Below are 25370 nucleotides of genomic sequence, written 5' to 3' on the forward strand. Positions count from 1 at the left end.
GAGTTGAGATATGAAGCGTAATCAATTTATAAAGTCTATAGTAACAGGAACAATCGGTATGACAACATTATCATCTTTCAGAGAATTTGCCAGTTCTCTACCCGAGCAGGATCATTTGATGCCTGTGATGTTTGTAGGCCACGGTTCGCCTATGAATGGTATTGAAGATACAGAGTTTAGTCGCAGGTGGAAGCAGATGGCGAAGGAGATTCCTGTGCCCAAAGCTGTGTTGGTAGTGTCGGCACACTGGTTTACAAGAGGCACTAAAATTACCGCGATGGACTTCCCTGAAACGATACATGACTTCGGTGGTTTTCCGCAAGCGTTGTTTGATGTACAATATCCGGCACCGGGTAGTCCGGCCTTGGCAAAAGAAACGGCATCGTTGATTCATTCTGCGAATGTTGAGCTCGACCACGACTGGGGGCTTGACCATGGAACGTGGACGATTGTACGACACATGTATCCGGAGGCAACTATACCAGTGCTGCAGCTCAGCATTGACTATACCAAAGCTCCACAGTATCACTATGAGCTGGCCAAAGAACTTTATGTACTCCGTAAGAAAGGCGTACTCATCATGGGCAGCGGCAACATGGTGCATAACCTCAGGCTTGCTGCGTGGGACAGAATAAACGACCCGGAGTATGCTTACGATTGGACTGCGACCATCAACGATAAATTCAAAACGCTGATCAAGGCAGGCGATCATAAAGCACTGATGAACTACCCTGCATTGGGAAAAGAAGCTATGCTGGCAATTCCCACACCGGAGCACTACCTGCCATTGATCTATATACTGGGCTTGAAAGACGACCGTAACGATGGTATATCGATCTTCAATGATAAAGCTTTGGCAGGTTCATTAACCATGACTTCGGTTAAATTCGGTTAGCCATGCATGCTGCGTGGTTCATCGTTGCGATCAGTTGTTATTTTACAACCTGTGCGAACATGACAAGTACATCTGTAAATAAAAGCAATATCTCTTCCAACAATCTCTCACTGCATTACCTGGTGAGAGAACCGAAGGTGAAAACCGCGAAGCACAAAGCCATAATACTATTACACGGTGTTGGCAGTAACGAGCAGGATTTGTTCAGCCTGGCGGATCACTTGCCTGATAGCTACTACGTGATCGCTGCACGTGGTCCATTTACGTTGAGTGCCGGCCGATATGCCTGGTATAATGTTGACTTCTCAACCGGGAAACCGGTTATCAATGCAGAGCAGGAGGTATCGAGCAGAGCCGTGATCAAACAATTTGTTGCCCAGGTAAAGCAAAAATATACACTCGATGAAATATACCTGGGTGGCTTCAGTCAGGGTGCTATTATGAGCTATAGCGTAGGACTAAGCAACCCGGAAGAAGTTAACGGTATTATTGCGCTGAGTGGGAGAGTGCTGGAGCAAACGCAACAGGTAGTTGTCCGCAACGAAGCATTGTCGCAACTGCGGATATTTATAGCGCATGGCACGCACGATGGCACATTGCCTGTACATTATGCACGGCAGGCGCAGGCATTTCTGCAAACGCTTCATGTTCCGTTAACCTATCATGAGTATAACATGGGCCATCAGGTCATTGGTGAGGTAATACAGGACTTAATACACTGGCTTCCGTAGTTCTGGTATTTTTATGGATATTCCGGAGTATAAATAAATCGTGTGGTGAATCGGGATAACATAGACTCGTTGGATAATCATCCCTTTTTATCGGTGAATCCGAAATTCCGTTAGGCGAAATGTATCGTAAGATTTTTGAAAAATATTTAGGAGTTTTACTGATCTCGTGAATATAAAAAAGAAGCACCTTTTTAGAACGTTCGACAACGATTGAGATTAAGTTTTTATATGAGCACCCGCCAATTATGGAGTACCAGAAGTATAGATATACTCATGCTATTGGTGGTAAGGATTCAAATGCAGTTGATTTAATATATTCGCGCCCTGAAAATGTGAGTGATATTTTTTTGAGCTATGAATCTGAATTTTTACAATTTTTTGTTCTACTGTTATTATTCATTGTTTACATCGGCCAAGAGAAAAGAAGCTATGGATCACATCCTGGCGAGTCTCTTACTATCGGTTATCATCTCCTTTAATCTGCTGGCACTCATATCATTTACAGATGTTTTTAGCGAAGTATACGAGATGCTGTCATTGTCAATACCCGTGTTGGTGCTTTTTATTGTGAGTTACACGGCTCACTGGTGCTACTTCATCAGCACCGACCGGTATCAGCGAATCATAAAAAAATATGAACATCGCGAAGGCAACAAGAAAGTATACAGTGTACTGGCCATTGTGCTCACCACGTTTACACTGGCACTTTTCTGGATCAGTGGTGTGCACGTTGCATAGCAGGGAGCCTCTGCCTGCCAGGGTGTGAGGTGAGTGTTGGCGGAGTGGTGTTTGCTTGCTCCGGTACTCGTTATGCGGCGTTCTTATGCCGTTAATGGTTACAAGTTATACGCTGACGGACTCTTACGGATAACCTGTAACGGATAACGTATGGCGTTCTGCTAAATTTTCCTTACGGCCACTGCATTCAATCCCCTCGGGCCGTTTTCTGTTTCAAAGGAAACAAAGTCATTTTCTTTGACAGAAACGTTTAGTGCAGTGGTATGTACAAAAATACTTTCCTGTGTCTGCAGGTCTTTAATGAAGCCATAGCCCTTGGATACATTAAAATAGCTAACGCGTCCCTTTCGGATAGTAATCGCTGCGTCTTCCATGTTTCGTGCTCCAATAACTATATCGCTTTCATTAACAACTTTTTTTCGGGAGGGATCCGGAGGTGTTGATGAAATGTTTCCATTCTCATCCACATAAGCCATCATATCTTCCAATGATCCACTTTTTGCATTGGCTTTGCGTTCAGCCTTGCGTTCTTCTTTCTCTTTTTTCTTTTCAAGTTTTTTCTTTTCCTTCTCGCGCTTACCAAATGTTCCTGCCATATATATTTACTTAGGGTTAATTTATTTTTTGAATGTGTAGAATAAATTGCTTGTCCATAGAAAACCGAAATGTTGCATCGGCAATCAACTCACTCGCTTTGCGCGAAAGCTGTAGTATCTCCCACAAATCCTGAGCAACAGCACTGTCTTTTAAACCACTGGTTGCTTTCCCTGCTGATACTTCCAGCGAAAAACTGAATGCACCTTTACTGGTTGGATTCAGAGCCTTAAACTCATGATGTGAGAGTTGGTATGATTGAGATTCATCCGCGGCATCAATCATCATTTTTAAAATGGCAGGTCTGTATTTACTCCAGATCGAAACATAAATTCTTACAAGCATATTCGAGTGATTTTTCGTTTTCGGTTATAATTAATACAAGTGCTATTGACAATCATAATGGCATAAGTGGCTCACATGGGTCTCGTTAATAGTATACTTTGCTGGCTTGCCATTCTTGCCTTTCACATCTTTCATCGTTGAATGCAGTATAAATGATATGCTTTTGTGTAATTGTTTACACGAATAACATACGCCATGTATTACTGAACCTGCTAAATCGCCAATTGCCTTGTTGAAAATAAGCTATTGCTTTGCCAAAATTAGTGACGCTCGTTAACTCATTTATGAAGCGTATTCTCATTCATTGCTTTAATAAAGCTTTTTTGATTAATCTGCTTTATTAAAAAGAATGTTCCAGGAGCTTATCGGAGTGCTTAATTGATGGACTAGGTTCTTCGAACGGCTGACAGAATGGATTAATAAAGTAGTCCAAAGGTAATCATATTCCCGTATAATCAACTATGCGTGTCATCACACTTGCTGGCTGATTGGCATTGAAATAGGAATTGTTATATTGATTAGTTACTTTTGTAACATCAATTGCGGAAAAATTAATTCACTGCTTCTGGTTCTGCCAACCGTAGTCTCTTAAAATCTCCACAGTTATTGGCAGTATAACTCATCCTGTTAAACTTATATCAATAGTCTGCTACTGCATAGGTTGTGAGTTTTTACTTCCTTACAGTATAATATTAAGGCTAAAAGAGCGATAAGATGTACGTTATGCCAGCAATTGGCAGAATGCAAGTCTTTGTGAAAGTATTGTGTAACTGGTTGCTATATCTCATGTTGATAGAACAAATTTCTATGTAATCCTCAAAATTTTGTATGAAACAACTAACGATCGCCAAACAGATTACCAATCGTGAAGCACAGTCACTCGACAAATATCTTGCGGAGATAGGTAAAGTCGATTTGATTACACCCAATATGGAGGTAGAGCTGACAAAGAGAATCCGTGCGGGCGATACGGTTGCATTGGAAAAACTCACGAAGGCAAATCTCCGCTTTGTTGTTTCGGTGGCAAAGCAATATCAGAATCGTGGGTTGTCATTAAATGATTTGATTAACGAGGGAAATATAGGTTTGATAAAAGCAGGACAGCGGTTTGATGAAACGCGCGGGTTTAAATTTATTTCATACGCAGTCTGGTGGATACGTCAATCCATTATTCAGGCGCTGGCAGAGCAGTCGAGAATTGTTCGATTGCCCCTGAATCGTGTCGGCTCCCTAAGCAAAATGTCGAAGATGTTTTCAACGTTAGAACAGCAGTTTCAGCGCGAGCCATCATCAGAAGAACTTGCACAAGCGCTTGATGTAAGCGTAGAAACAATTGATGATAACTACTCGGTATCAGCAAAGCAGGTTTCTATGGATACACCGTTTCAAAATAATGAAGAAGCTTCGTTGTTAGATGTGATGGTCGATAAAGATTCGCACCAGCCAGATGACTCTTTAATGGCTAATTCTCTCAGGCAGGAAGTTAGATTGGCACTATCGCAGCTTCAAAAAAGAGAAGCACAGGTTCTCACGCTTCACTATGGCCTTAACGGGCAACAACCGTTAAGCCTGGAAGAGATATCTCACAGGTTCAAACTTACCAGGGAGCGCGTCAGGCAGATAAAAGAACGAGCCGTACAACATTTAAGAAAGTCTGGCAATATTAATCAATTACTTACCTACCTGGGTTGATATCGCTCTGCACAAGGTATTCAAGAGATATATATGAATTTACTTACAAAAGCCAATTAAGTTGGCTACCTTATTAGCATAATAGACACAGCTGCTCCGTTATTTGTAAATGCCGCCTCTTCCATAAGACCTCATTCGCTAATACCCACCCATCTGATTGTCTAACGAATTAAAATAACAGTTTCAAATTTTTAAAAATCAAACAAATGAACATTTACGTAGCAAACATTCCCTTTAAGGCATCAGAAGATGAGTTAAGAGAATTATTTCAGGAACATGGCGATGTAACTTCCGTGAAAATCGTTTTTGACAAATTGACAAATCGGAGCCGTGGCTTTGGGTTTGTGGAAATGAGCGATGGTGCTTCAGCGAAGGATGCTATCAATGAACTTAACGGGTATAATTTTCTTGGAAAAGACCTGGTAGTGAATGAAGCCCGACCAAGGACGGATTCTCCCAGAAGTGGCGGATTTGGCAATGGAAATCGCAGTAAATTTGGTGATCGCGATAGTTACAATAAAAAATGGTAAGCCTTTAAAGCTTCAGTGAAAAACCTCCCTCAAATCCGATGGAGGTTTTTTTTATAACCATATTTCACTTTGTCTGCTGCAAACAAAATCCAGTTGCACGAAGAACCACAAAGAAGACTGGGATTTGTTAAGATAACTATAAAAAATGTATCTTCATACCAACATTCCAGCCTGTCGCACCCCGATTGAAGTGGCCGGTTCGTCACTTCATTCCTTCTTGTTCGTTGGCATACTTTTATACTTTTTGAAACATCAACCACAAAGTATATGCACGATATAGCATACAACCTCAACAGCGTAGAAGAGTCGTATGGCGAAAGCGGACTCACCGGTATCATTCAGATTTACGAGCGCATTGATCAGATCGCAGAATATATCGAGACAGAATCGGAAGCATTGAATGATTATGAAAAAGAGGAACTCAAAGATCGCATACGCAAGCTGATCGATCTGAACCACAGAATGCGCGAAGAACTGGAGAAGCAGGAAGAAGCGCTGGTCACGGCAGCTTCGAAACTGCTGATTGTTGCCCGCTGATCGCAAACATCCGAAGTTTACTTTATTCTTCCGGGATTATCGCGGATGAAGGACTCCCATGATTTTGCTTTGGAGGATTGATCCCCTTTTTGAAAATGATGACACACCGCGACAGCCAGGGCATCCGTTGCATCGAGCAGCTTGGGTAATTCTTTGATGGAAAACAACGTCATCAGCATTTTGGCAACCTGCTCCTTGGAAGCGTTACCATTGCCGGTAACGGATTGCTTTACTTTCTTGGGTGCGTATTCTACAATCGGTATATCGCGCGAAAGCGCTGCCGACATTGCAACACCCTGGGCTCTGCCAAGCTTTAACATAGACTGCACGTTCTTACCAAAGAACGGTGCTTCCAGTGCCACTTCATCCGGGTGATACTCGTCTATAAGACTCAACACGCGATCGAATATTTTTTTGAGTTTCAGTTCGTGCCCTTCGTATTTGCTCAGGTGAATAACCCCAAACTGCAGCAAGATGATCTTTGGCTTGCGCACTTCAATAAGACCATATCCCATCACATTCGTACCCGGGTCAAGGCCAAGAATAACTTTTTCCTGAGGTTGTTTCACTGGCAGCAAAGGTAAGAGAAGAAGTGACAGCTCCCATCATCGCCGCATGGAGGTCGGATGGATAGCGTAAAATATCATACAGGATGTGGCAGCCCTGGTGCGTATACAAAATATATTCAGTATCTTTTTAGAAGTGTTAGCTTCGCAGCTACAAATCTAACACGCACGGTTGATATTTTTTGCGAGATTACTGGCATGGTGCTTTTGCTTTTCCTGATGTTTGGTTCGTATGTGCTGGCGGTAGCGATGCTGTCGGTTACACTGCAGAAAGTGTTAAACAAACCGGAGCAGGAGCGAAGCGATGAAACCGTCAGCCTCTCCGTTATCATTCCCGTACGCAACGAAGAGAAAAATATACTCCCGCTGCTAAACGACCTGGAACGACAGGATGTAACCTGCGAGATCATTGTGATCGATGACCACTCTGAAGATGATACACTTCAGATCGCGAAACGCTTCATATCCACCCGACATACCGTTCATGTCATCTCTGCTACAGGCACCGGAAAGAAGCGGGTGCTTGCCGAGGCCATCGGGCAGGCAAAAGGTTCGATAATCGTTACTACCGATGGCGATTGCCGTGTATCGCCAGGATGGCTTGCTACACTGCGCAACAGCTTTATAGATGGCAACGTAAAGATGGTTTTCGGTGGTGTAAAGATGATGCAGCATGGCGCATTCTTTCACGACCTGCAGGCCATCGAATTCGGCAGCCTCATCGGCACAGCAGCCGCTACGGCATCGGTTGGTTATCCTACCATGTGTAACGGTGCCAACCTGGCTTTTCGTAAAGCCGTATTCGAGGAGGTTCGCGGCTACGAGGGAAATGCTGCTATAGCTTCCGGTGATGATGAATTTCTGATGCGCAAGATACTGCGGCTATATCCACGCGGTATACATTTCGTAGCGCAGCGTGAAGCCGTTGTATCCACGCAACCCAATCTTACACTTCGTCAGTTTATACAGCAACGGCTGCGGTGGGCGGGCAAGTGGCGTCACAATACATCGGTGCATACAGTGTTGTTGGCTGTGTATATCTTCGTGCTGCAAGTGCTTACCGGCATGTGCCTGGTGTTACTTTTCACAACCCATGGATTGTTGTTTCTGACAGCTGTGCTTGGTCTTGTGCTGAAAGGATTGGTTGAGTATGTTTTTCTGAAACAGGTGTGCCGGTACCTGAAGATAAAGTGGAGCCCGCCGGCTTTTATGACCTTACAGATTGTATATCCTTTCTATGTAACGGGTATAGGCCTGGTTGCCCATTTCATTCCACAACGCTGGAAGGGAAGAACGCTATAAACGATGAAAGATTGTGAAAAATGACTAGGCTTTTTTATGCCACGGGTTGACGATTTGTAATTACCTTTACGAGTATCAGCTATGCAGGAACTGGACGTTAAAAAGCAATTTGAAATAAAAGAACTGGAACTCAACGCGTTGCTTGAGATCACCCAGGCTATTAACAGCAACTTGCCGGAAGAGTCGTTGTATAAGATCTATAACTTCACGCTCCGCTCAAACCTCAATATCAAGAAGCTTGCGCTTTTTGTGCTGGACGATGATTGGGCCTGCAAAGTAAACTTCGGTACACGCCATCATTACGGAAAAACCAAGCTATTGCCGGAGTTCAAAACCATTCAGGACATTACGCACCTGAAAGAGTTCAAGGAATGCGAGTTCACCGAGTTCGATATCATTATCCCGGTAGCCCATAAAAGTGCAACGTTGGCGCTGGTGTTTGTGGGCGGGCTGGATAAGTATACAGAAACGTATGAGAATGAAGATGGCATTCGCTTTATCCAGGCGCTGAGCAACATCATTATTGTAGCGATCGAAAACAAGAAGCTTGCCCGCAAGCAACTTGAACAGGAATCATTACGCAAAGAACTGGAGATTGCGCGCGATGTGCAGCAATTCCTCTTTCCTGAAAAACTGCCCAATACAGAACGCCTTAAAGTAGAAGCAAGCTACCTGCCGCACGATCGCATTGGTGGCGATTATTACGACTATATACCCATCAACAAGAATCAGTTTCTCATTTGCGTTGCCGATGTGAGCGGCAAAGGTATACCGGCGGCATTGATGATGTCTAACTTTCAGGCTTCACTGCGCACACTGGTGCGCCAGACACCAAACCTTACCGACATCATTGAAGCGTTGAACTTCCAAGTGTTGGAGAATACGAAAGGAGAGAAGTTCATTACCTTTTTTGCGGCGATCTATGATATACATCTTAAAACGATGGTATATGTAAATGCAGGTCACAATCCTCCTATACTCGTTGACCGCAAGCATGGTTTGCGCTTGCTCGAAGATGGCTCTACGGTGCTGGGTGCCATGCACCCGCTGCCCTTCCTCAACGAAGGCTTCCTGACGGATCTCGATGACTTTCTCATCTTCTGCTATACCGATGGGTTAACGGAAACGGTGAATGAGAAAGGAAGAGAATTTGGTGTGGAATCATTGCTGACATACTTTCAGCAGGATTCAACCTATACGAAAGACTTGAGCACGATTCACGAAGACATCATTGTGGCGCTTGACGATTTCAAAGGTATTAACGGGTATCACGATGATATAACCATTCTCTCATGCCGTGTAGGATGACGAACCGGTGAAGTATATTCAGATCAGCCCTCCATGGTCCATCGTACACCCTTCTTTTTTCCGCTGCTATATCCCTCGCTGCTCTGGCGTGTTCCTGCCGTTGAAAAGGAAATATACCTGACCTTTGATGATGGCCCGGTACATGGCCCCACCGAATTTGTGCTCGAATCGCTGGCTACGTTTGGAGCAAAAGCAACTTTTTTTTGTATTGGCGATAATGTGCGCAAGCATCCCGAAGTATTCAGGCGAATTATACTGCAGGGGCATGCGGTTGGCAATCACACGTTTCACCATCTCAACGGTTGGAAACACAAGGCTAATGCCTATACGGCGGATGTTCGGCAATGTCAACAAACAATGGCTTCACAATTCGGTGCTAACGGACAAGTATATATATCCAGATTATTCCGCCCTCCGTATGGAAGAATCAGTCGCCAGCAGATCCATGTGCTGAAACAGGAATATACCATTGTGATGTGGGATGTTCTCTCGATCGACTATAATAAACACCTCTCCCCGGAGAAGTGCCTGAAAAATACTATACAGACCACGCGGCCCGGCTCCATTGTTGTATTTCACGATAGTGTAAAGGCCGAGAAGAATATGATGTATGCGCTGCCCCGCGTGCTCGATCATTTTACGGAACAGGGATATACTTTTAAACCCTTGCCCGGATGAAACGTGTGCTGGTTGCTCCGCTCGATTGGGGACTCGGCCATGCCACCCGGTGTATACCGGTTATCCGCAGCCTGCAAAAGCATGCGTGTATCGTATTGATAGCCGGCAGCGGTGATTCGTTGCTGTTGCTTCAGAAAGAATTTCCCGGCTTGAAGCGCTATACCTTGCCCGGTTATAGCCCGCGTTACCCGACAACCGGTTCCATGGTATGGACGATGGCCGCACAGGTGCCGCGATTCGCACGCGTGATCGGAGAGGAGCACCGTGTATTGGAAGAGATTGTGAGGCGCGAAGGAATTGACCTGGTGATCTCGGATAATCGATATGGATGCTGGTCTTCAGTTGTAAAGAGTATCTTCATTACACACCAGAGCAATATACTAATGCCGCAACGGTTTGGATGGCTGGCATCGTGGGTAAGACGAATGAATCACAAAATGATAAAACGCTTTACGCAGTGCTGGATACCGGATCGTGGCGGCAATGAAAGTATAGCCGGTGATCTGATTTTGTTCGGTGCCGTTGATCATGATATCAACTATCGCTATATAGGGCCTTTGTCCCGCTTTGAATCTTCAGGCAGGCGAGAGAAGAAGTATGATCTGCTCTGTATATTTTCAGGGCCGGAACCACAGCGTACATTGTTAGAGACGATCGTTACCGAACAGGTAAATCGCTGGCAAGGTAAAGCCTGCATGGTGCGGGGCTTACCGGATGATGCACGTGCTATTCCCTTGAATACAAAAGCAGATGTATTTCCGTTTCTCAACAGCGAAGCTCTGCAGGTGGCGATTGAAAGCTCCGCTTTAGTTTTAGCCCGGAGCGGTTTTAGCACGGTGATGGACATGGCCAGGCTTGGAGGCCGGGCAATCTTTATACCGACACCCGGACAAACCGAACAGGTATATCTGGCAGAACGCCTTTTGCAGAAAGGTATTGCCTATAGCATGCAACAGCGTAACTTTGATTTGATACGGGCTTTGAAAGAATCAGAAAGGTTCACTGGATTTATACCGGCGGCATCCTCAGGTGATTTGTTGGAAGATGCAGTCAGCGAAATATTAAGATGATGCGAACATTTTTAAAAAGTTTTCTCTACGCCTGGAATGGAATTGTTATGGCCCTGCGTGAGCAACGGAATTTGCGAATACACTTTGCTGCTACTGTATTGGTAATTGTTGCCGGGCTATATTTCTCGATAACAGCAACCGAGTGGTGTATACTCTTGCTGTGTATAGCGCTGGTCATTAGTATTGAATTGATCAATTCCTCCATCGAAGATCTTGTTAATCTCGTAACTGCAGAGTGGAAGCCACAAGCCGGAAAGATAAAAGATATAGCAGCCGGTGCCGTGCTGGTAGTGGCTGTCATTGCCTTGATTATCGGTATCATTATTTTCTATCCGTACATAACCTGAGAGACTAAATTTATTTCCCACATCCTGATAACTATCGGAAACAGAATAACACAGATCGTTACAGGTTAACCGTTAATAGACTCTCCCTGATAACGATTAACCTGTAGCGGTTAACTAATAACGGATAAACAGCTATCTTGCGCGCATGATAAAGAAGATTCTGCGCGGTATTGTTATTGTTCTTGTATCGTTGATTATGCTGGCTGGTATATTTTTGGCGATCAGTGTAAAGCCATTGAGCCGCACATTAACGCAGGATACGCCTGCCTATACCACCATGATGCACCGGCTCGACAGCCTGCACCCCGATGCAGGTAAAGGTATACATGGCTTTTATGTCGGCTTTGCCAAAGAGAATATAACACCCTCACATCCTGTTTCGCTGGCCGGCTATGGCAATCGCCTCGGCAAGCCCTATACATCAGTACGCGATTCGATCTATGTGCGCGCCATGGTAATCGATAACGGTACACATCGTGTGGCCATTGTCAGTGCCGATTTGCTGATTATCCCGCCAACGGTAACGGTACTGCTGGAAAAACAACTCCCGGGTATAGACTTCTCCATCAACAATACATTTCTGGGAGCAATTCATACACATAACAGTATCGGCAACTGGGCCGAAGGGGCGATCGGTATCATGTATGGCGATTATGAAGATTCTGTTGTTCATTTCATCGCTGATAAAATTGTGCACTGCATCGCGAAAGCTGCCGGTAATGTTATACCGGCCAGGATACGCTCCGGCTCGGTGTCGGTGCCTGATGCCGTTCGCAATAGACTTATCGATACCGGTACGGTTGATTCACTATTGCGTGTAGTAGAAGTAAAGCGCCAGGACAGCACGCGTCTTATACTCATGAGCTATACTGCGCATGCTACCTGCCTGTTTTCGCGCGATCTTGCGCTGTCACGTGATTATCCCGGTGAGCTCGTTGATGAGATGGAAGCCAGTGGATATACCTTTGCTATGTTCATGGCGGGAGCTGTAGGAAGTCATCGCAGCAATCCACCCGAGTATGGCGAACCATGTATCGACTGGATGGCCCACACAGTACATAATACTTTTGCATCTAAACATCCGGTACTTACGCTGCAAACCGACTCATCGCTTTCTATGTTGCGTATACCGCTGGAGCTGCCGCCTTCGGAAGCCAAGATCGCGGAAGACTGGCAACTGCGCCCGTGGCTTTTCGAAGCGGCGTTTGGTGAATATCAAACGTACCTCACTGCCCTGCGCATTGGCCACCTGGTAATGATCGGAACACCCTGTGACTATTCAGGGCAGCTCACCGCTCCATTGGATTCACTGGCTGCACATGAAGGACTACAGGTGATGGTAACAAGCTTCAACGGAGGCTACATCGGCTATATCACCGCTGATCAATACTACGATCGTGACCACTATGAAACGCGCCTCATGAACTGGTACGGCCCCGGTAATGGCGCCTATATGACGGAATGCCTCCTGAAAGTTGTTGACAAGTTGAAACGTTGATACGTTGCCAGGTACTGGGGTGTTGATGTCTTGAAGTGTTGAAGAAGTATATATTTTCATCATACCAGACGACTTCAACACCTCAACACCCCAACACTTCAACACAAAAACATACACACTTAGACACGAAACAAGCATGTCAACGCCGAGTTATCCTATATCGGAAGTTCTTCCTTCGCTTCGCACGAATCTGGCGAACCGGAAAATCGTTATACTCCAGGCGCCTCCGGGTGCCGGTAAATCTACGGTGTTGCCACTGGAGCTGTTGGATGAGCCGTGGTTGCAGGGAAAGAAGATTGTCATGCTGGAGCCCCGAAGGCTCGCTGCCAAATCAGTAGCGCAGCGTATGGCCAATCTTCGTGATGAAGATATAGGGGAGACAGTGGGTTATCGCGTTCGCTTCGATACACGGGTAACAAAACAAACGCGCCTCGAAGTAGTAACGGAAGGTATATTAACCCGCATGCTGCAATCGGACAACAGCCTGGAAGATACAGGGCTGGTGATCTTCGATGAATTTCATGAACGCAGTCTGCATGCAGATCTCGCGCTGGCACTTTGCCTGCAGGCACAGCAGTTATTGCGCGATGATCTGCGCATTCTCATCATGTCGGCCACGCTGGATGGCGAACAGCTTTCATCGCTGTTGCAGGCACCGATGATTACATCCCTGGGCAAGCAGTTTCCGGTAGCCATAAAATATCTGGATGATGATGTATATACTCCGGTAACGGTGCGAATGACAAAAGCGATTCGCAAGGCGTTGCGCGAAGAAGCAGGAGATATACTCGTCTTTTTACCCGGAGCAGGGGAGATCGTGCGCGTGCAGCAACTGCTGGAAGAAGAAGGTGTTGACGTAGCTATATATCCGCTGTATGGCGACCTCCCGTTTCAGAAACAGCAGGAAGCTATATTGCCACACCCGCAAGGTATACGCAAAATCGTGATCGCTACTTCCATAGCCGAAACATCGCTTACCATAGAAGGTATACGTGTGGTGATCGACAGCGGACTTTCGCGCGTGCCAAAGTTCGATCCGCGCAGTGGCCTTACCCGACTTGATACCGTGCGTGTTACCAAAGATGCAGCCGATCAGCGGGCCGGTCGTGCCGGGCGTCTGGCAGCCGGTGTATGTTACAGGTTGTGGAGTGAATCGGTGCATGCTACACTCATCGCGAATCGCACACCCGAAATACTGGAGGCTGATCTTGCACCGCTCATGCTTGAACTTGGTCAGTGGGGTGTGAATGATATTCGCGAGCTAACGTGGGTAACGATACCGCCTGCAGGCTCTGTGAATCAGGCGAAAGAATTACTGCAGCAGCTGGATGCCATTGAGAATGGACGCATCACGCAGCGCGGTAAAGATATGCTGAAGCTGCCTACGCATCCACGCATCGCGCATTTGTTACTGGAAGCTTCTACGCAGGCGCAGGCTTCGCTGGCCGCAGATATAGCGGCTATATTGGAAGAGCGCGATCCCCTGCAAAAAGAATCCGGTGCCGATCTGTCATTGCGTATTGAGGCGCTTCGTAAATGGCGGAGGGGTGAACGTTATTTTGCCGATCGCAATGTTTTGGAGCGCATCGAAAAGCTTGCCACGAACTGGCGAAAATTGTTGAAGACAGAAACGGATAACACCATTCCACGGGATACCGATGTAGGGCGATTGCTGGTAGCGGCGTATCCCGAGCGCATTGCACAGCAACAGGGTAAACACAGTGAGCGGTATAAACTCGCGAATGGCAGAATCGTAAAACTACAGGAACACGATCCGCTTATACGGGAAGCCTGGCTCTGCGTTGCTTTACTCGATGCCGGCAGTGGTGAAGGAAAGATATTTTTAGCAGCAGCATTGCAGAGCAGTGATTTACTATCGATGGCACGTGAACAGGAAGTGGTGCGCTGGGATGAAGAACGACAGGCCGTTGTGGGAGTGATCGAAAAACGTGTCGGTAATCTGGTGCTGGAAACTAAACCCTTCGCATCTATACCGGAAGAAAAGAAAATTGCCATGCTCTGCCAGGCAATTCGTGCCAAGGGATTGAAAGCTATAGGCTGGAGTGAAGCACAACAGGAATGGCAGGCGCGTGTAATGAGCCTGAAACACTGGCGCAGCGAAGAGTCATGGCCGGATGTAAACGAAGAGAATTTACTTGCCACCCTTGAAGAATGGCTGGCACCTTTTTTAACATCAATCACAAAATTAAGCGAACTACAACGCCTCGAATGGCATACTATACTTCCATCGTTATTACCATGGGAGCTGGGTAACAAACTGGATACGCTGGCGCCGCAGCGCATAAAAGTACCGAGTGGTTCGATGATACAGGTACATTATTTTGAAGACGGCAGACCGCCGGTAATGGAAGTACGGCTACAGGAAATGTTTGGCTTGCAGGAAACTCCGCTGATCAACGAGGGAAGAACAAAAATACTATTGCATCTTCTATCACCCGGCTATAAACCGGTACAGGTAACACAAGACCTGAAAAGCTTCTGGCAAACCACGTATCATGAAGTGCGCAAAGAACTACGCATGCGCTATCCCAAACATCACTGGCCCGAAGACCCGTGGACTGCGGAGGCGGTGAGGGGAGCGAAGAAGCGTTTTTAAGTGTTGAAGTGTTGAGATGTTGGAGTGTTGAAGTATAACAACGCGCCTGTGGCGTTCCATGAACTTCAACACTCCAACATGTGAACACTTCAACACACTCGCTTACTCTTCTCTCTCCCTCTTAATTTTCACCCTCGCCTGTGGCCCTACCTGGATGGGTACTTTTTCTACTTCGAGGTTGGCGGCTTCTATACCGTATAGTTCTTCGGTGCTGAGGCTGTGTTCTTTCAGGAGGCGATAGCCCTGTATCACGAGGCGATCGAAGGTTGATATCTCGCTGTCGGAAGAAGCCCAGGAGTGAAGGATGATGAATTTGAAGTCGGCCATCATGCTATATTTATGCAGTGATGGATACGGACTGGTGAGGTCGATCTCACCGGCATCCGCCATCTCGTGAATGATCTTGTTGAAGAGAAGGTTCACGCGATGGTTGGTCTTGAATCCAAGTTTGATGCGCACAAAGAAGCATCGCTTCGGAATGATGGTATCCACTACATATTTACTGGTAAACGGACTGTCTACCGTATCTACGTGTACGAACCAGAATACATCGGCCCGCTTCGGTCTTTTCTTGAAAATGGAGTATATAATGTTCGAATCGATATAGCGCTTACTATCGGCCATGGCGAGATATACCAGGTTGCTGGCTTCTTTCGGCACGGTAGTATCGGCTTGCAGATCCTGAATCATCCCTACATAGTGCTTGAGATCGACAAACTCCGTATGACGGTCGCGAAGCCAGCGCGCGTGCAGCAGCACATACATCATCATAAAGAAACAGAATGCAATGAGGAAGGTAAACCAGCCACCGTGCTGGAACTTGTCCAGGTTCGACACGAGGAACATGCCTTCGAGTGAGAAAAATACCAGGGCGAGTGTCGAAGACCGGAACTTCGATTTCTTCGCGGTCATAAAATAAAACACCAGTAGCGAAGTAGTCATGAGCATGTTGATCATAATCGCCAGACCGTACGCGCCTTCCATGCGTGCCGATTCGCGGAACATCAATACGACCACGATACAACCCGCCATAAGAATCCAGTTGATAGCAGGTATATATATCTGACCTTTTATATGGCTTGGGTAGCGCACGCGGGTGGCAGGCCAAAGCTTCAGCTTCATGGCTTCGTTCACCAATGTAAATGTACCCGAGATCAATGCCTGGCTGGCAATGATAGCCGCCATGGTAGCGATGATGATACCGAAGATGAGGAACTCCTGCGGTATAATGGCGTAGAAAGGGATCTGGTCACCCAGTTGACTTCCCTGGTGCTCTAACAACCAGGCACCCTGGCCAAAGTAGTTGCAGAGCAATGCAATTTTTACATAAGCCCAACCCACACGTATATTTTCTTTACCACAGTGACCGAGATCAGAATATAGAGCCTCCGCTCCGGTAGTACAGAGGAATACAGCCCCCAGCAACCAGAAACCATGCGGATATTCTACAATAAGGTGATAGGCATAGTAAGGATTCAGCGCACGGAATATCTGCGGATGATCGTAAAATTGAAGTATACCAAATACAGCGATGGCAAGGAACCAGATGGTCATGATCGGGCCAAAGGTTTTTCCTACTACACTGGTACCGAACTGCTGGAATATAAAAAGCACCACCATGATGGCGATCACGATCGATACCGTTGGTATTTCAGGATTGAGTATACGAAGACCTTCAATGGCTGACGACACACTGATGGCAGGTGTAATAAAGCCATCGGCGATGAGCGTACAGCAACCGATCACAGCAGGGAAAATTACCCAGGCTGCTTTATACCGGCGCACGAGCGCATAAAGCGCAAATATACCTCCTTCACCTTTGTTATCGGCGTTGAGCGCAAGGTATACATACTTGAGCGTGGTAATGAGCGTAAGCGTCCAGAAGACGCAGGAAAGACCTCCCAGTACGAGATCCTCGTTAATCGTCTGTGTTCCGATGATCGCTTTGAAAACGTAGAGGGGCGAAGTACCGATGTCGCCATAAATAATTCCTAATGAAACCAGAACACCTCCAACGGATAAGGGGGTAAGGTGTTTGTTTACCGAGTCAGCCATATTATTGAACCCCGTCTTTCGGACGGGCGATGATTAGTCTGTTGCTTTTATCGTACGAGAAGTAACTCATGAGCCAGCTTGCCAGTACAAAAAATTTGTTTTTAAAACCGATGATTGATACCAGGTGTATAAACATCCACACCAGCCACGCAAAAAATCCCTGGAACTTGAAAGCTCCTAAATCTGCTACCGCGCGGTTCCTGCCTATAGTTGCCATGGAACCTAAATCTTTATACCGGAAGGGTATAAGTTCTTTTTTGGTGATGATTCGTTTCAGGTTTTTGGCCACCAGTCGTCCCTGCTGTATAGCGGGCTGTGCCATCTGCGGATGACCATTCGGATAATCTGCATCGCCTTCCATCAGCGCTACATCGCCAATGGCAAATATATTCTCATAGCCTTTTACACGGTTATAGACATCGGTCTTAAACCGTGCGCCTCTTCCCAATGACTCCGCTGCTATACCTTGTATGAGTTGTCCTTTCACCCCCGCTGCCCAGATCATGGTGCGGGTAATTAATTTCTCACCGGTATTGAATATTACTTCATGTCCATCATACGATTTTACCACGCAGTTAAGGTGAACTTTTACTCCCATTTCCTGCAGGTATTCGAGTGCTTTTTTAGAAGCTTTCTCCGACATACCATTCAGTACGCGGGCGTTTGCTTCTACCAGGTGTATATCCATGTGGCTGAGCTCCAACTCAGGATAGTCTTTTGGAAATACATGGTTCTTTAACTCGCTCAATGCACCTGCTAACTCTACACCGGTAGGGCCACCGCCTACAATGACAAAATCCATGAGACTGTTCATCAGCTCCGGATCATCGGTGAGTAAAGCAGTTTCAAAATTGCGTATAATGAGATTACGAAGTTTGATCGAGTCGATGATGGTCTTCATCGGTAGGGAATTTTCTTCCACGTCTTTCATACCGTGAAAGTTGGTAGTAGCGCCACTGGCTATCACCAGGTAATCGTACTTGATACTACCGATCGATGTTTCAATGCAATTCTCTTCCGGAGTTATACGGTTAACTTCTCCGAGGCGGAAGTAAAAATCCTTCTGCGGACCGAAGCGTTTTCGGAAAGGGAATACTATAGAGCTGGACTCCAGCCCGGAGGTTGCAACCTGGTATAGCAACGGCTGGAAACAATGGTGATTATACTTATCAAATAAAACAGTCTGGGCTTTAAAACCTTTGAGGCCTTTTACTACTTCCAAACCTCCGAAACCTCCTCCTATGACGATGATGCGGGGTTTGCCCAGATCAGCGATACGCGTGTGCGTGGTAATTAACTTGGGCATGAATGTAATGGCAAAAGTGAATAAAACGGTCGCAAAGTTAACCCCCTTCCTGCAATCGCAAAAAATAAAAACAAATAATGTTCAACGTGTTAACCATCGTAATTTTCGTCTGTTTGGCGCGGTTCTAAAATAATTTATGATGGGCCAATGACAGGACTGCAAAATCGAGTGTATTTTTGCCCATAACCTTTCAAAAAATCATTTATGATTAGAAAACTTGCTTACGCCCTGCCTATCGCCGCTATGATAGCCGGCTGTGACACAAAAGAAAAAGATGCGTTACGGTCGCAGGTAGATTCGCTCAAAGTAGAACTTGAGACCAGCCAGAAAATGGCACAAACGTTAACCGAAGTTGGAACCTTAATGGACTCTATTGATGCTAGCCGTCAGCTGCTGCGCGTTAACATGGTGGAAGGTACTACCTACGAAGACTATACTTCACGCATGAAAGATATCAATGGATACGTGAAGGATACACAGCATAAGATCGATGAGCTTGAAAAATCCCTGTCAACTTCCAAGTCTAACAACAACGCTAACCTGAAGTTGATCAAGAGCCTGAAAGCCCAACTGGAAACCAAAACCCAGGAGATCGCTGCGCTGCAGGAGCAGGTTGAAAAGTATAGAAGCGAAAATCAAAACCTGATCACAACGGTAAGCATGCAGGAAGCAGAGCTTGCTGACAAGGCAACACAGATCGAAACCAAATCACAGGAGTTGGCATTGATCGAAGCCCGTGTACAGGAGTTAATGATCCAAAGCAAAATGTCTGAAGCCGATGCACTCTATGCAAGAGGTCAGGCAGTAGAAGAGGCTGCAAACCGTACTAAACTTGCGCCACGCAAGAAGAAGGATACATACCGCGAAGCGATCGAGCTCTATAAGAAAGCTCTGTCATTGGGTAAGAATGAAGCCCAGGACAAGATCACCGAGCTGGAGAAAAAACTCTAACGTGTTTACGTGTGTAGGTTGGTACGTGTTTACGTTCAACTTACACACTTACCAACCTAATCACGCCTGAACGTACACACGTATCAACGTGCCAACGTAAACACATTAAAACCACTTCTTATACCGGAAAAAGCTTATCATTCCGGCCACTACCAGAAACATAATGCCCCACACGCCAAAGTAGCCATACTTCCAATCCAGCTCGGGCATAAATTTGAAATTCATTCCATATACTCCCACGATAAATGTTAGCGGAATAAAGATCGTGGAGATCACGGTGAGTACTTTCATAACCTCGTTCATCTTTGTGTTCATGGCGTTGATGTGTATATCCATGAGGCTTGACACAAGATCTTTATAGGTATCCAGGGAGTCGGTGAGGTGTATCACATGTTCGTATACATCCGAATAAAAGCGCAGGTTCTCTTCGTGCACGAACTCGGACTCTCCCTTTACAATCTTGCTCAGGGCATCGCGCAACGGAAACAGGGCCTTGCGCAGGTATATCAATTCCTTCTTCAGGCGTTGTATGCGATTGAAGGTGCGCATGGAGGGATTCTGGTATACGGTATCTTCTATCTCTTCGATCAGATCACCAATGCGGTCGAGCACGTTATAGTAATTTTCAACAATGATGTCGATGAGGCGGTATAGCAGGTAATCGGCCTGCTTTTTACGCACACGGCCCTGGTCGAGGCGAATGCGTTCGCGAAAACCATCAAACAGATCGCCTTCTTTTTCCTGGAACGAGATGAGGTAGTTTTTGCCGAGCACAAAACTGATCTGCTCATAATCTATACCTGTACCGTCAATGCGGTATAGCATTTTCAGGGTAAAGAAAAGATAGTCATCAAATTCCTCAGCCTTGGGTCGCTGGTCGCTCAATACATCTTCAATCAACAACGAGTGAAGGCAGAAAAATGTCTGCACCTTTTCGATGATATCCTGGTTGTTGAGCCCATCGATGTTGATCCAGTTAATGCGATCGCCCTGGATCTTTGAGAGTATATCTTCTACCGAGGTGCCGGTATATTTGTCATGATGCTCCCGGTTATAAGAGATGAGCTCCAATATCTCGCAGGCAGCAGGTGAGGTTTGCTCCAAAGTCTTTTGAGGAGGCGTCATGTCAGTTTTTTAGAGGTGCATTGTCTTTTATAGAGATCATCCGTTGCGGGTAGGCAAGTGATATACCAGCCTTATCAAAACGGTACTTCATACTTTTTAATACATCGCATTTCAGTATAAATCCCGTAGAAGGATTTTTAGCCCATGCATAGGCACGCAGTTGCATGGCCGTTTCGGTGATGTTGATCAACCGGACCTCTACCTGCGGATCTCCGCTTTCAATGTCTTCGGTTGTGCGATTGTCTACACAGAGCGGGTGATTCATAGCCTCTTCCTGTAAAATTCGCAGTGCCTGGTCTATATCGGAGTCAAAAGAGATCCCGATCTCGATAAAGATGCAAAGATTTTCTTCCGCTAAGGTTGAATTGATGATGGTTTCGCTGTTGACTACCGAATTGGGTATAACAATCCGGCGGTTCTCAAAGTCTTTGATCACCGTGTGGCGCAGCGTTATATCTTCCACATCGCCGGTATATAGTTGGCCCACACGCACACGATCGCCTACACTGAAAGGTCGGAAAATAACAATAAAGATACCACTGACTATATTTGAGAATGCCGACTGCGAAGCAAAACCGACAATGGCAGCCAGCACACCGGCACCGGCAAACAACGCTGTGCCATAACTCTTCAGCTTGGGAATGGAGTTGAAAATAACGATGAGCGCAATCATGTATACAATGAACTCGACCGCATTCTTGAGAAAATTATACTTGGTAGGATCAACTTTCAGTTTTGTGGACGCACCCTTTACCAGGCGACCTATAATAAACCGCAGCAACCGGGCAACGATAATGGCTATTACAAAGACAATGATGGCAAAAAAGATATCGCTCCAGTAATTTCCGATCGGCTTCATGGGGCCTAAATACGGTAGTTCACAGGCAATTGTCAATAGATACGTGATATACTATAGCGTGTTCCGGCAACAATCCCCACGGGTAAAGGAATGTGCGTGATGAGCCGGATGCAAAGCATAATGGAAGATGCGTGATCCCGCCAGTTGGAAAGGTTATTGAATTATTAAAGTACGTACAACGTATCGACTGAATTGCGTATACTTGCGGGCATGTCTTTAAAATTGGACAACATAAAAGCCCCAATTGCCCGCGAGATGGAGGAGTTTGAACAGAAGTTTCGGGCTTCCATGAAAACGCGCATAATGCTCCTGGACAAAATCATGAGCTACATTGTGAAGCGTAAAGGCAAGCAGATGAGGCCGATGTTCGTATTTCTGAGTGCCGGTACCTGTGGCCAGATAAACGACTCTACTTACCGGGGAGCTTCATTGATCGAACTGCTGCACACCGCTACCCTCGTGCACGATGATGTGGTGGATGAAGCCAACTACCGCCGGGGTTTCTTTTCGGTAAACGCACTCTGGAAAAATAAAGTAGCCGTGCTGGTGGGCGACTTCCTCTTTGCCCGTGGCACATTCATGTCGATTGAGAATAAGGATTTTCATTTGTTAAGTATAGTAGCGGATGCCGTACGCGATATGAGCGAAGGCGAGTTGCTGCAGATCGAGAAGGCCCGCAGGCTGAATATTACCGAAGATGTATACTATGAGATTATCCGCCAGAAAACGGCTTCACTGATCGCATCGTGTTGCGCAGTAGGAGCAAGCTCCACGAGTGCAAGCGAAGAGGTGATACAGCAGATGAAATTGTTCGGAGAGAAGATCGGTATGGCTTTCCAGATAAAAGATGACCTCTTCGACTACGGTGAAGATGAGATCGGCAAACCGGTGGGTATAGATATCAAAGAAAAAAAGATGACGCTGCCGCTGATCTATGCACTTTCAAAAGCCGGTTTCCTCGAGCGGCGCAAGATCGTGAGCATCGTAAGGAACGAAAGCGACAAACCTAAAAAGGTACGCGAGGTAATTGACTTCGTAAAGAAATCGGGAGGCATAGAATACGCTGAAAAGGCGATGAACAAATTCCACCAGGACGCACTCGAGATACTCAAGAATTTCCCCGAATCAGACTATAAGCGGTCGCTGATCCAACTCGTGCAGTTCACGATAGACAGACACAATTGAAAGAGCTGCAGCAGGCTGCTGGCTTCTGGTAAGTATACTTCTACATTCGTTGATCGATGTTCCTTGTTCGTTATTCCTTAGGGGATCGTTATCAGTTACAGGTTAATCGTTACTAGAATTTCCTGATAACGTATAACTGATAACGATTAACATGTCCTGGCAACTAACTGCTCAAAGCTCGCAGCTATTTAACGAAAAAGGCCCCACGCCATTAACATGAGGCCCTTGTTCCTAACCTAAACTATGTGAAACTACTAAAGTCTTATTGGAGTACTATCCGTGAGCGACCGGCTTCGAGTACAGCATACGCTTTTACATTTTCGTATGTCTGCGCATCGAGCGAGCTGGATGCTGCACCCGATTGCTCGGGGGTATAGTTGCCGTTATTATCCCACCACTTCTTGGCGTTTTCACGCGCTACCTTTCTATCTACTCCTTCAAACAGATTGATGCACGAGTCAGAGATCATCCACGGCTTATCAACGCTGCTATATTTGTCGAAGATCATGCTTCGCATTTGTGTGCCACTGGCAACATTTTTAAAGTGAGAAACTGTATACGACATGGTCTCTGGTTCTGTCATAATCATATCCCAGTATTTTCGAGAAGCAACAATCTGTGATGTTGTTAGCAGGTAGCCAAATCCGGATTCAATCGGTTCCCGTGTAATGGGACAGCGCGCTTTCAATTCAGGTTTTTTCTTACCGAGAAGTTTATCTAAAAAGGCCATACTAGAATATTTAAAGGTTGGTATTAGGAACAACTACAAATGATCTATACTAGAGATACTTCACGAGTATCGAATAGTTGCATATAAGACTGAAAAAATCGTGAAAAAGTTACAAAAGGCCGAAATTGCCCTGAATTCGGCCTTTCATGTCTCTCAACTTCGAAACAGTGTACGAATATGAACCTTAAACTGTCCGGTAATTTATAGCTTGGGGCCGGTGTTGCCTTTCAACTTTTCAGCGGCTTTTGCCTTCTGAAATTTCTCGTAGTTGGTAAAGAACTCGTTCAGCTTTTCAGCAGGAATCTTCTTGGCAATGATCTTTTTCTTTTCGTCCAGCACAAACAGGCTGGGTGTTGTAACAGCATCGTAGAGATCGGCATACGTTCCAACATACGTGCGGGGTCCATTTACCGTGATCCACTTCATGCCCATTGTTTTGATATAGTCGCGCATCTTGGCCATGGAAGTATCAGTGCTCACAGCATATACCTCCACATCGAATTTAGCTTTGTCTTTCGTGTAAAAATCTACCAGCTTTGGCGTTTCGGTTTTGCAATGCCCGCAGTCCGGATCGAAGATGTATACAATGGTATATTTGTTCTTCAGGTCATACATCGAGCGCGGCTTGAAGTTCGCATCCTGCATGATCAGGTTCGGAGCTGTTTTACCAATCAGACTCTTACGCAGGCGATCGGCATAGTCTTTCAGGTTCTTCTTCAGCTTATCGGTTGCCCAGAAATCCATTTCACCCGAAGCAAAGTATTTATCGTACAGGCGCACATATACTTCGTCAAGTCCCATGATCTCCGGCTGCTGGTATTTCAGCAGACAGGTCCACACAGCATATTTATAGGTCTCCTGATTTTTCTTTGCTTTAGCCACCACCTTGTCGATTGCCCTGGCAATAGTATCTGCCTGTGGTGCATATAATTTGTCCAGGTATTCGTTGATCTTCTCGCTATATACCGGGCGAGGCATGCGGATGAGCGCATCGTTGCTCAAGTCAAAATTATCGAAGTAGTGTTCGCGATACCAGCGCAATTGAAACGTAGAGTCTATCGTGCCGTTGGCTTTCTTGGGAGCATCAGGAACCTTTACAGCCTGTGAAGATTTGAAGATCGTGGCAGTCATAGTGCCGGGATACTTGGCGATCACCTCGTTCTGATAAGCAAGAACCTTTTCATTTACTTTCGCGAATGCAGCGCGTGCATCTTTCTTTTTATCTTCTGTTATCGTGCTATCTTGTATGATCTTGAGATAAGGCTCCGCTTCCTTGTGACGTTCCATGTTGAAGAGCATGTTCTCGAAGAAAATCTTGTTGTCGGGATCACCGGTAACTTTCATGTTCTTGATGTAATCACTCGCATTCGTGCTCATGGTAAAATGCTGATTCTTGCCGATAACGATTTCAAAGATCTTTGACTTGTCAAGCACCAGGAAATATACTCCGTGGGCCAGCTCATTCTTGCCATCAAACATAAATTCACCTTTGGCATTGGTGCGTGCGGTGTCTTTCAGGTACGTGCTTTCACCGTAGTAGTGACCCAGGTATACCGTAGTGTCTTTCCATCCATCCACTTTAAATTTGAGATTGTATCCCGGCTGAGCAAAACAAAAGGTGCTGAGTAAACAAAAGGCAAAAAATAAGTAGCGCATAATCAATTTTATTTCGGTGCGAATTTCAGTATTTCAACGTTCAAGATCAATGCCA

General features: G+C 45.8%; 24 protein-coding genes. 15 read left to right on the forward strand and 9 right to left on the reverse strand.

The features are described from left to right. Positions 1-58 precede the first annotated feature (58 nt). From ygiD to V7Q33_RS06895, 3 genes are all read left to right on the forward strand, one after another. The gene (gene ygiD / locus V7Q33_RS06885; protein WP_333819357.1) at positions 59-895 is read left to right on the forward strand and encodes a 4,5-DOPA dioxygenase extradiol; all 837 of its coding nucleotides are present in this window, start codon (positions 59-61) and stop codon (positions 893-895) included. 59 nt (positions 896-954) lie between these two features. Continuing rightward, positions 955-1626: an alpha/beta hydrolase gene (locus V7Q33_RS06890; RefSeq protein WP_333819358.1), complete on the forward strand. Its 672-nt coding sequence runs from the start codon at positions 955-957 to the stop codon at positions 1624-1626. A gap of 354 nt (positions 1627-1980) precedes the next feature. Continuing rightward, on the forward strand, positions 1981-2364 hold the full coding sequence (locus tag V7Q33_RS06895; RefSeq protein ID WP_333819359.1) for a hypothetical protein: 384 nt from the start codon (positions 1981-1983) through the stop codon (positions 2362-2364). A 161-nt stretch (positions 2365-2525) separates the two neighbouring features. Here the strand turns inward: V7Q33_RS06895 and V7Q33_RS06900 are convergent, their stop codons facing one another. Both V7Q33_RS06900 and V7Q33_RS06905 read right to left on the reverse strand, forming a co-directional pair. After that, the gene (locus V7Q33_RS06900; RefSeq protein WP_331978086.1) at positions 2526-2960 is read right to left on the reverse strand and encodes a cold-shock protein; all 435 of its coding nucleotides are present in this window, start codon (positions 2958-2960) and stop codon (positions 2526-2528) included. 16 nt (positions 2961-2976) lie between these two features. Then, positions 2977-3303 carry a hypothetical protein gene (locus V7Q33_RS06905; protein WP_331978088.1) on the reverse strand — a complete coding sequence of 109 codons (327 nt, stop codon included), beginning with the start codon at positions 3301-3303 and terminating at the stop codon, positions 2977-2979. Between the two features lie 828 nt (positions 3304-4131). Between V7Q33_RS06905 and V7Q33_RS06910 the strand changes: the two genes are divergently transcribed. From V7Q33_RS06910 to V7Q33_RS06920, 3 genes are all read left to right on the forward strand, one after another. Then, positions 4132-4995 carry a sigma-70 family RNA polymerase sigma factor gene (locus tag V7Q33_RS06910; RefSeq protein ID WP_333819360.1) on the forward strand — a complete coding sequence of 288 codons (864 nt, stop codon included), beginning with the start codon at positions 4132-4134 and terminating at the stop codon, positions 4993-4995. 206 nt (positions 4996-5201) lie between these two features. Continuing rightward, on the forward strand, positions 5202-5525 hold the full coding sequence (locus tag V7Q33_RS06915; protein ID WP_333819361.1) for an RNA recognition motif domain-containing protein: 324 nt from the start codon (positions 5202-5204) through the stop codon (positions 5523-5525). A 267-nt stretch (positions 5526-5792) separates the two neighbouring features. After that, positions 5793-6062 (forward strand): hypothetical protein, encoded by a 270-nt coding sequence (locus V7Q33_RS06920; RefSeq protein WP_333819362.1) that lies wholly within the window; start codon positions 5793-5795, stop codon positions 6060-6062. A 17-nt stretch (positions 6063-6079) separates the two neighbouring features. On the opposite strand, the gene ruvC is transcribed toward V7Q33_RS06920, so the two are convergent. Continuing rightward, on the reverse strand, positions 6080-6631 hold the full coding sequence (ruvC, locus tag V7Q33_RS06925) for a crossover junction endodeoxyribonuclease RuvC (protein WP_331978096.1): 552 nt from the start codon (positions 6629-6631) through the stop codon (positions 6080-6082). Positions 6632-6826: 195 nt separating this feature from the next. On the opposite strand from ruvC, the gene V7Q33_RS06930 reads away from it, so the two are divergent. The 7 genes from V7Q33_RS06930 to hrpB all read left to right on the forward strand — a co-directional run bounded on the left by V7Q33_RS06930 (position 6827) and on the right by hrpB (position 15448). Then, entirely contained in the window at positions 6827-7930 is a 1104-nt protein-coding gene (locus V7Q33_RS06930) for a glycosyltransferase (protein ID WP_333819363.1), read from the forward strand. 81 nt (positions 7931-8011) lie between these two features. Beyond that, positions 8012-9238, forward strand: a complete 1227-nt coding sequence (locus V7Q33_RS06935; protein WP_333819364.1) for a PP2C family protein-serine/threonine phosphatase — start codon at positions 8012-8014, stop codon at positions 9236-9238. Between the two features lie 33 nt (positions 9239-9271). Then, a complete protein-coding gene (locus V7Q33_RS06940; RefSeq protein WP_331978102.1) occupies positions 9272-9916 on the forward strand; it encodes a polysaccharide deacetylase family protein in 645 nt (214 codons plus the stop codon). After that, positions 9913-10986: a glycosyltransferase gene (locus V7Q33_RS06945; RefSeq protein ID WP_333819365.1), complete on the forward strand. Its 1074-nt coding sequence runs from the start codon at positions 9913-9915 to the stop codon at positions 10984-10986. The genes V7Q33_RS06940 and V7Q33_RS06945 overlap by 4 nt, the downstream gene beginning before the upstream one ends. Further along, the gene (locus V7Q33_RS06950; protein WP_333819366.1) at positions 10983-11333 is read left to right on the forward strand and encodes a diacylglycerol kinase family protein; all 351 of its coding nucleotides are present in this window, start codon (positions 10983-10985) and stop codon (positions 11331-11333) included. Before V7Q33_RS06945 ends, V7Q33_RS06950 begins: the two co-directional genes overlap by 4 nt. Before the next feature lie 145 nt (positions 11334-11478). Further along, positions 11479-12831: a neutral/alkaline non-lysosomal ceramidase N-terminal domain-containing protein gene (locus V7Q33_RS06955; RefSeq protein ID WP_333819367.1), complete on the forward strand. Its 1353-nt coding sequence runs from the start codon at positions 11479-11481 to the stop codon at positions 12829-12831. A 136-nt stretch (positions 12832-12967) separates the two neighbouring features. Beyond that, positions 12968-15448 carry an ATP-dependent helicase HrpB gene (hrpB, locus tag V7Q33_RS06960; RefSeq protein WP_333819368.1) on the forward strand — a complete coding sequence of 827 codons (2481 nt, stop codon included), beginning with the start codon at positions 12968-12970 and terminating at the stop codon, positions 15446-15448. Positions 15449-15550: 102 nt separating this feature from the next. Here hrpB and V7Q33_RS06965 read toward each other — a convergent pair whose 3' ends face one another. Both V7Q33_RS06965 and V7Q33_RS06970 read right to left on the reverse strand, forming a co-directional pair. Beyond that, positions 15551-17503, reverse strand: coding sequence for a KUP/HAK/KT family potassium transporter (locus V7Q33_RS06965; protein ID WP_331978112.1), 1953 nt, complete (start codon positions 17501-17503; stop codon positions 15551-15553). A 1-nt stretch (position 17504) separates the two neighbouring features. Then, positions 17505-18809: an NAD(P)/FAD-dependent oxidoreductase gene (locus V7Q33_RS06970; protein WP_331978114.1), complete on the reverse strand. Its 1305-nt coding sequence runs from the start codon at positions 18807-18809 to the stop codon at positions 17505-17507. A 204-nt stretch (positions 18810-19013) separates the two neighbouring features. On the opposite strand from V7Q33_RS06970, the gene V7Q33_RS06975 reads away from it, so the two are divergent. Next, positions 19014-19760 (forward strand): hypothetical protein, encoded by a 747-nt coding sequence (locus tag V7Q33_RS06975; protein ID WP_331978116.1) that lies wholly within the window; start codon positions 19014-19016, stop codon positions 19758-19760. A 105-nt stretch (positions 19761-19865) separates the two neighbouring features. On the opposite strand, the gene corA is transcribed toward V7Q33_RS06975, so the two are convergent. Together corA and V7Q33_RS06985 are read right to left on the reverse strand one after the other, a co-directional pair. Beyond that, positions 19866-20885, reverse strand: coding sequence for a magnesium/cobalt transporter CorA (corA, locus tag V7Q33_RS06980; protein WP_333819370.1), 1020 nt, complete (start codon positions 20883-20885; stop codon positions 19866-19868). Between the two features lies 1 nt (position 20886). Next, positions 20887-21744, reverse strand: coding sequence for a mechanosensitive ion channel family protein (locus V7Q33_RS06985; protein WP_331978120.1), 858 nt, complete (start codon positions 21742-21744; stop codon positions 20887-20889). A gap of 210 nt (positions 21745-21954) precedes the next feature. Between V7Q33_RS06985 and V7Q33_RS06990 the strand changes: the two genes are divergently transcribed. After that, the gene (locus tag V7Q33_RS06990; RefSeq protein WP_331978122.1) at positions 21955-22929 is read left to right on the forward strand and encodes a polyprenyl synthetase family protein; all 975 of its coding nucleotides are present in this window, start codon (positions 21955-21957) and stop codon (positions 22927-22929) included. Between the two features lie 262 nt (positions 22930-23191). Here the strand turns inward: V7Q33_RS06990 and V7Q33_RS06995 are convergent, their stop codons facing one another. Both V7Q33_RS06995 and V7Q33_RS07000 read right to left on the reverse strand, forming a co-directional pair. Next, the gene (locus tag V7Q33_RS06995) at positions 23192-23659 is read right to left on the reverse strand and encodes a hypothetical protein (protein ID WP_331978124.1); all 468 of its coding nucleotides are present in this window, start codon (positions 23657-23659) and stop codon (positions 23192-23194) included. Positions 23660-23860: 201 nt separating this feature from the next. Beyond that, complete coding sequence (locus tag V7Q33_RS07000; protein WP_333819371.1) at positions 23861-25315, reverse strand: redoxin domain-containing protein; 1455 nt, start codon at positions 25313-25315, stop codon at positions 23861-23863. Positions 25316-25370: the final 55 nt, after the last annotated feature.

This window comes from Ohtaekwangia sp. (assembly GCF_036786105.1).
GTDB lineage: Bacteria > Bacteroidota > Bacteroidia > Cytophagales > Cyclobacteriaceae > Ohtaekwangia.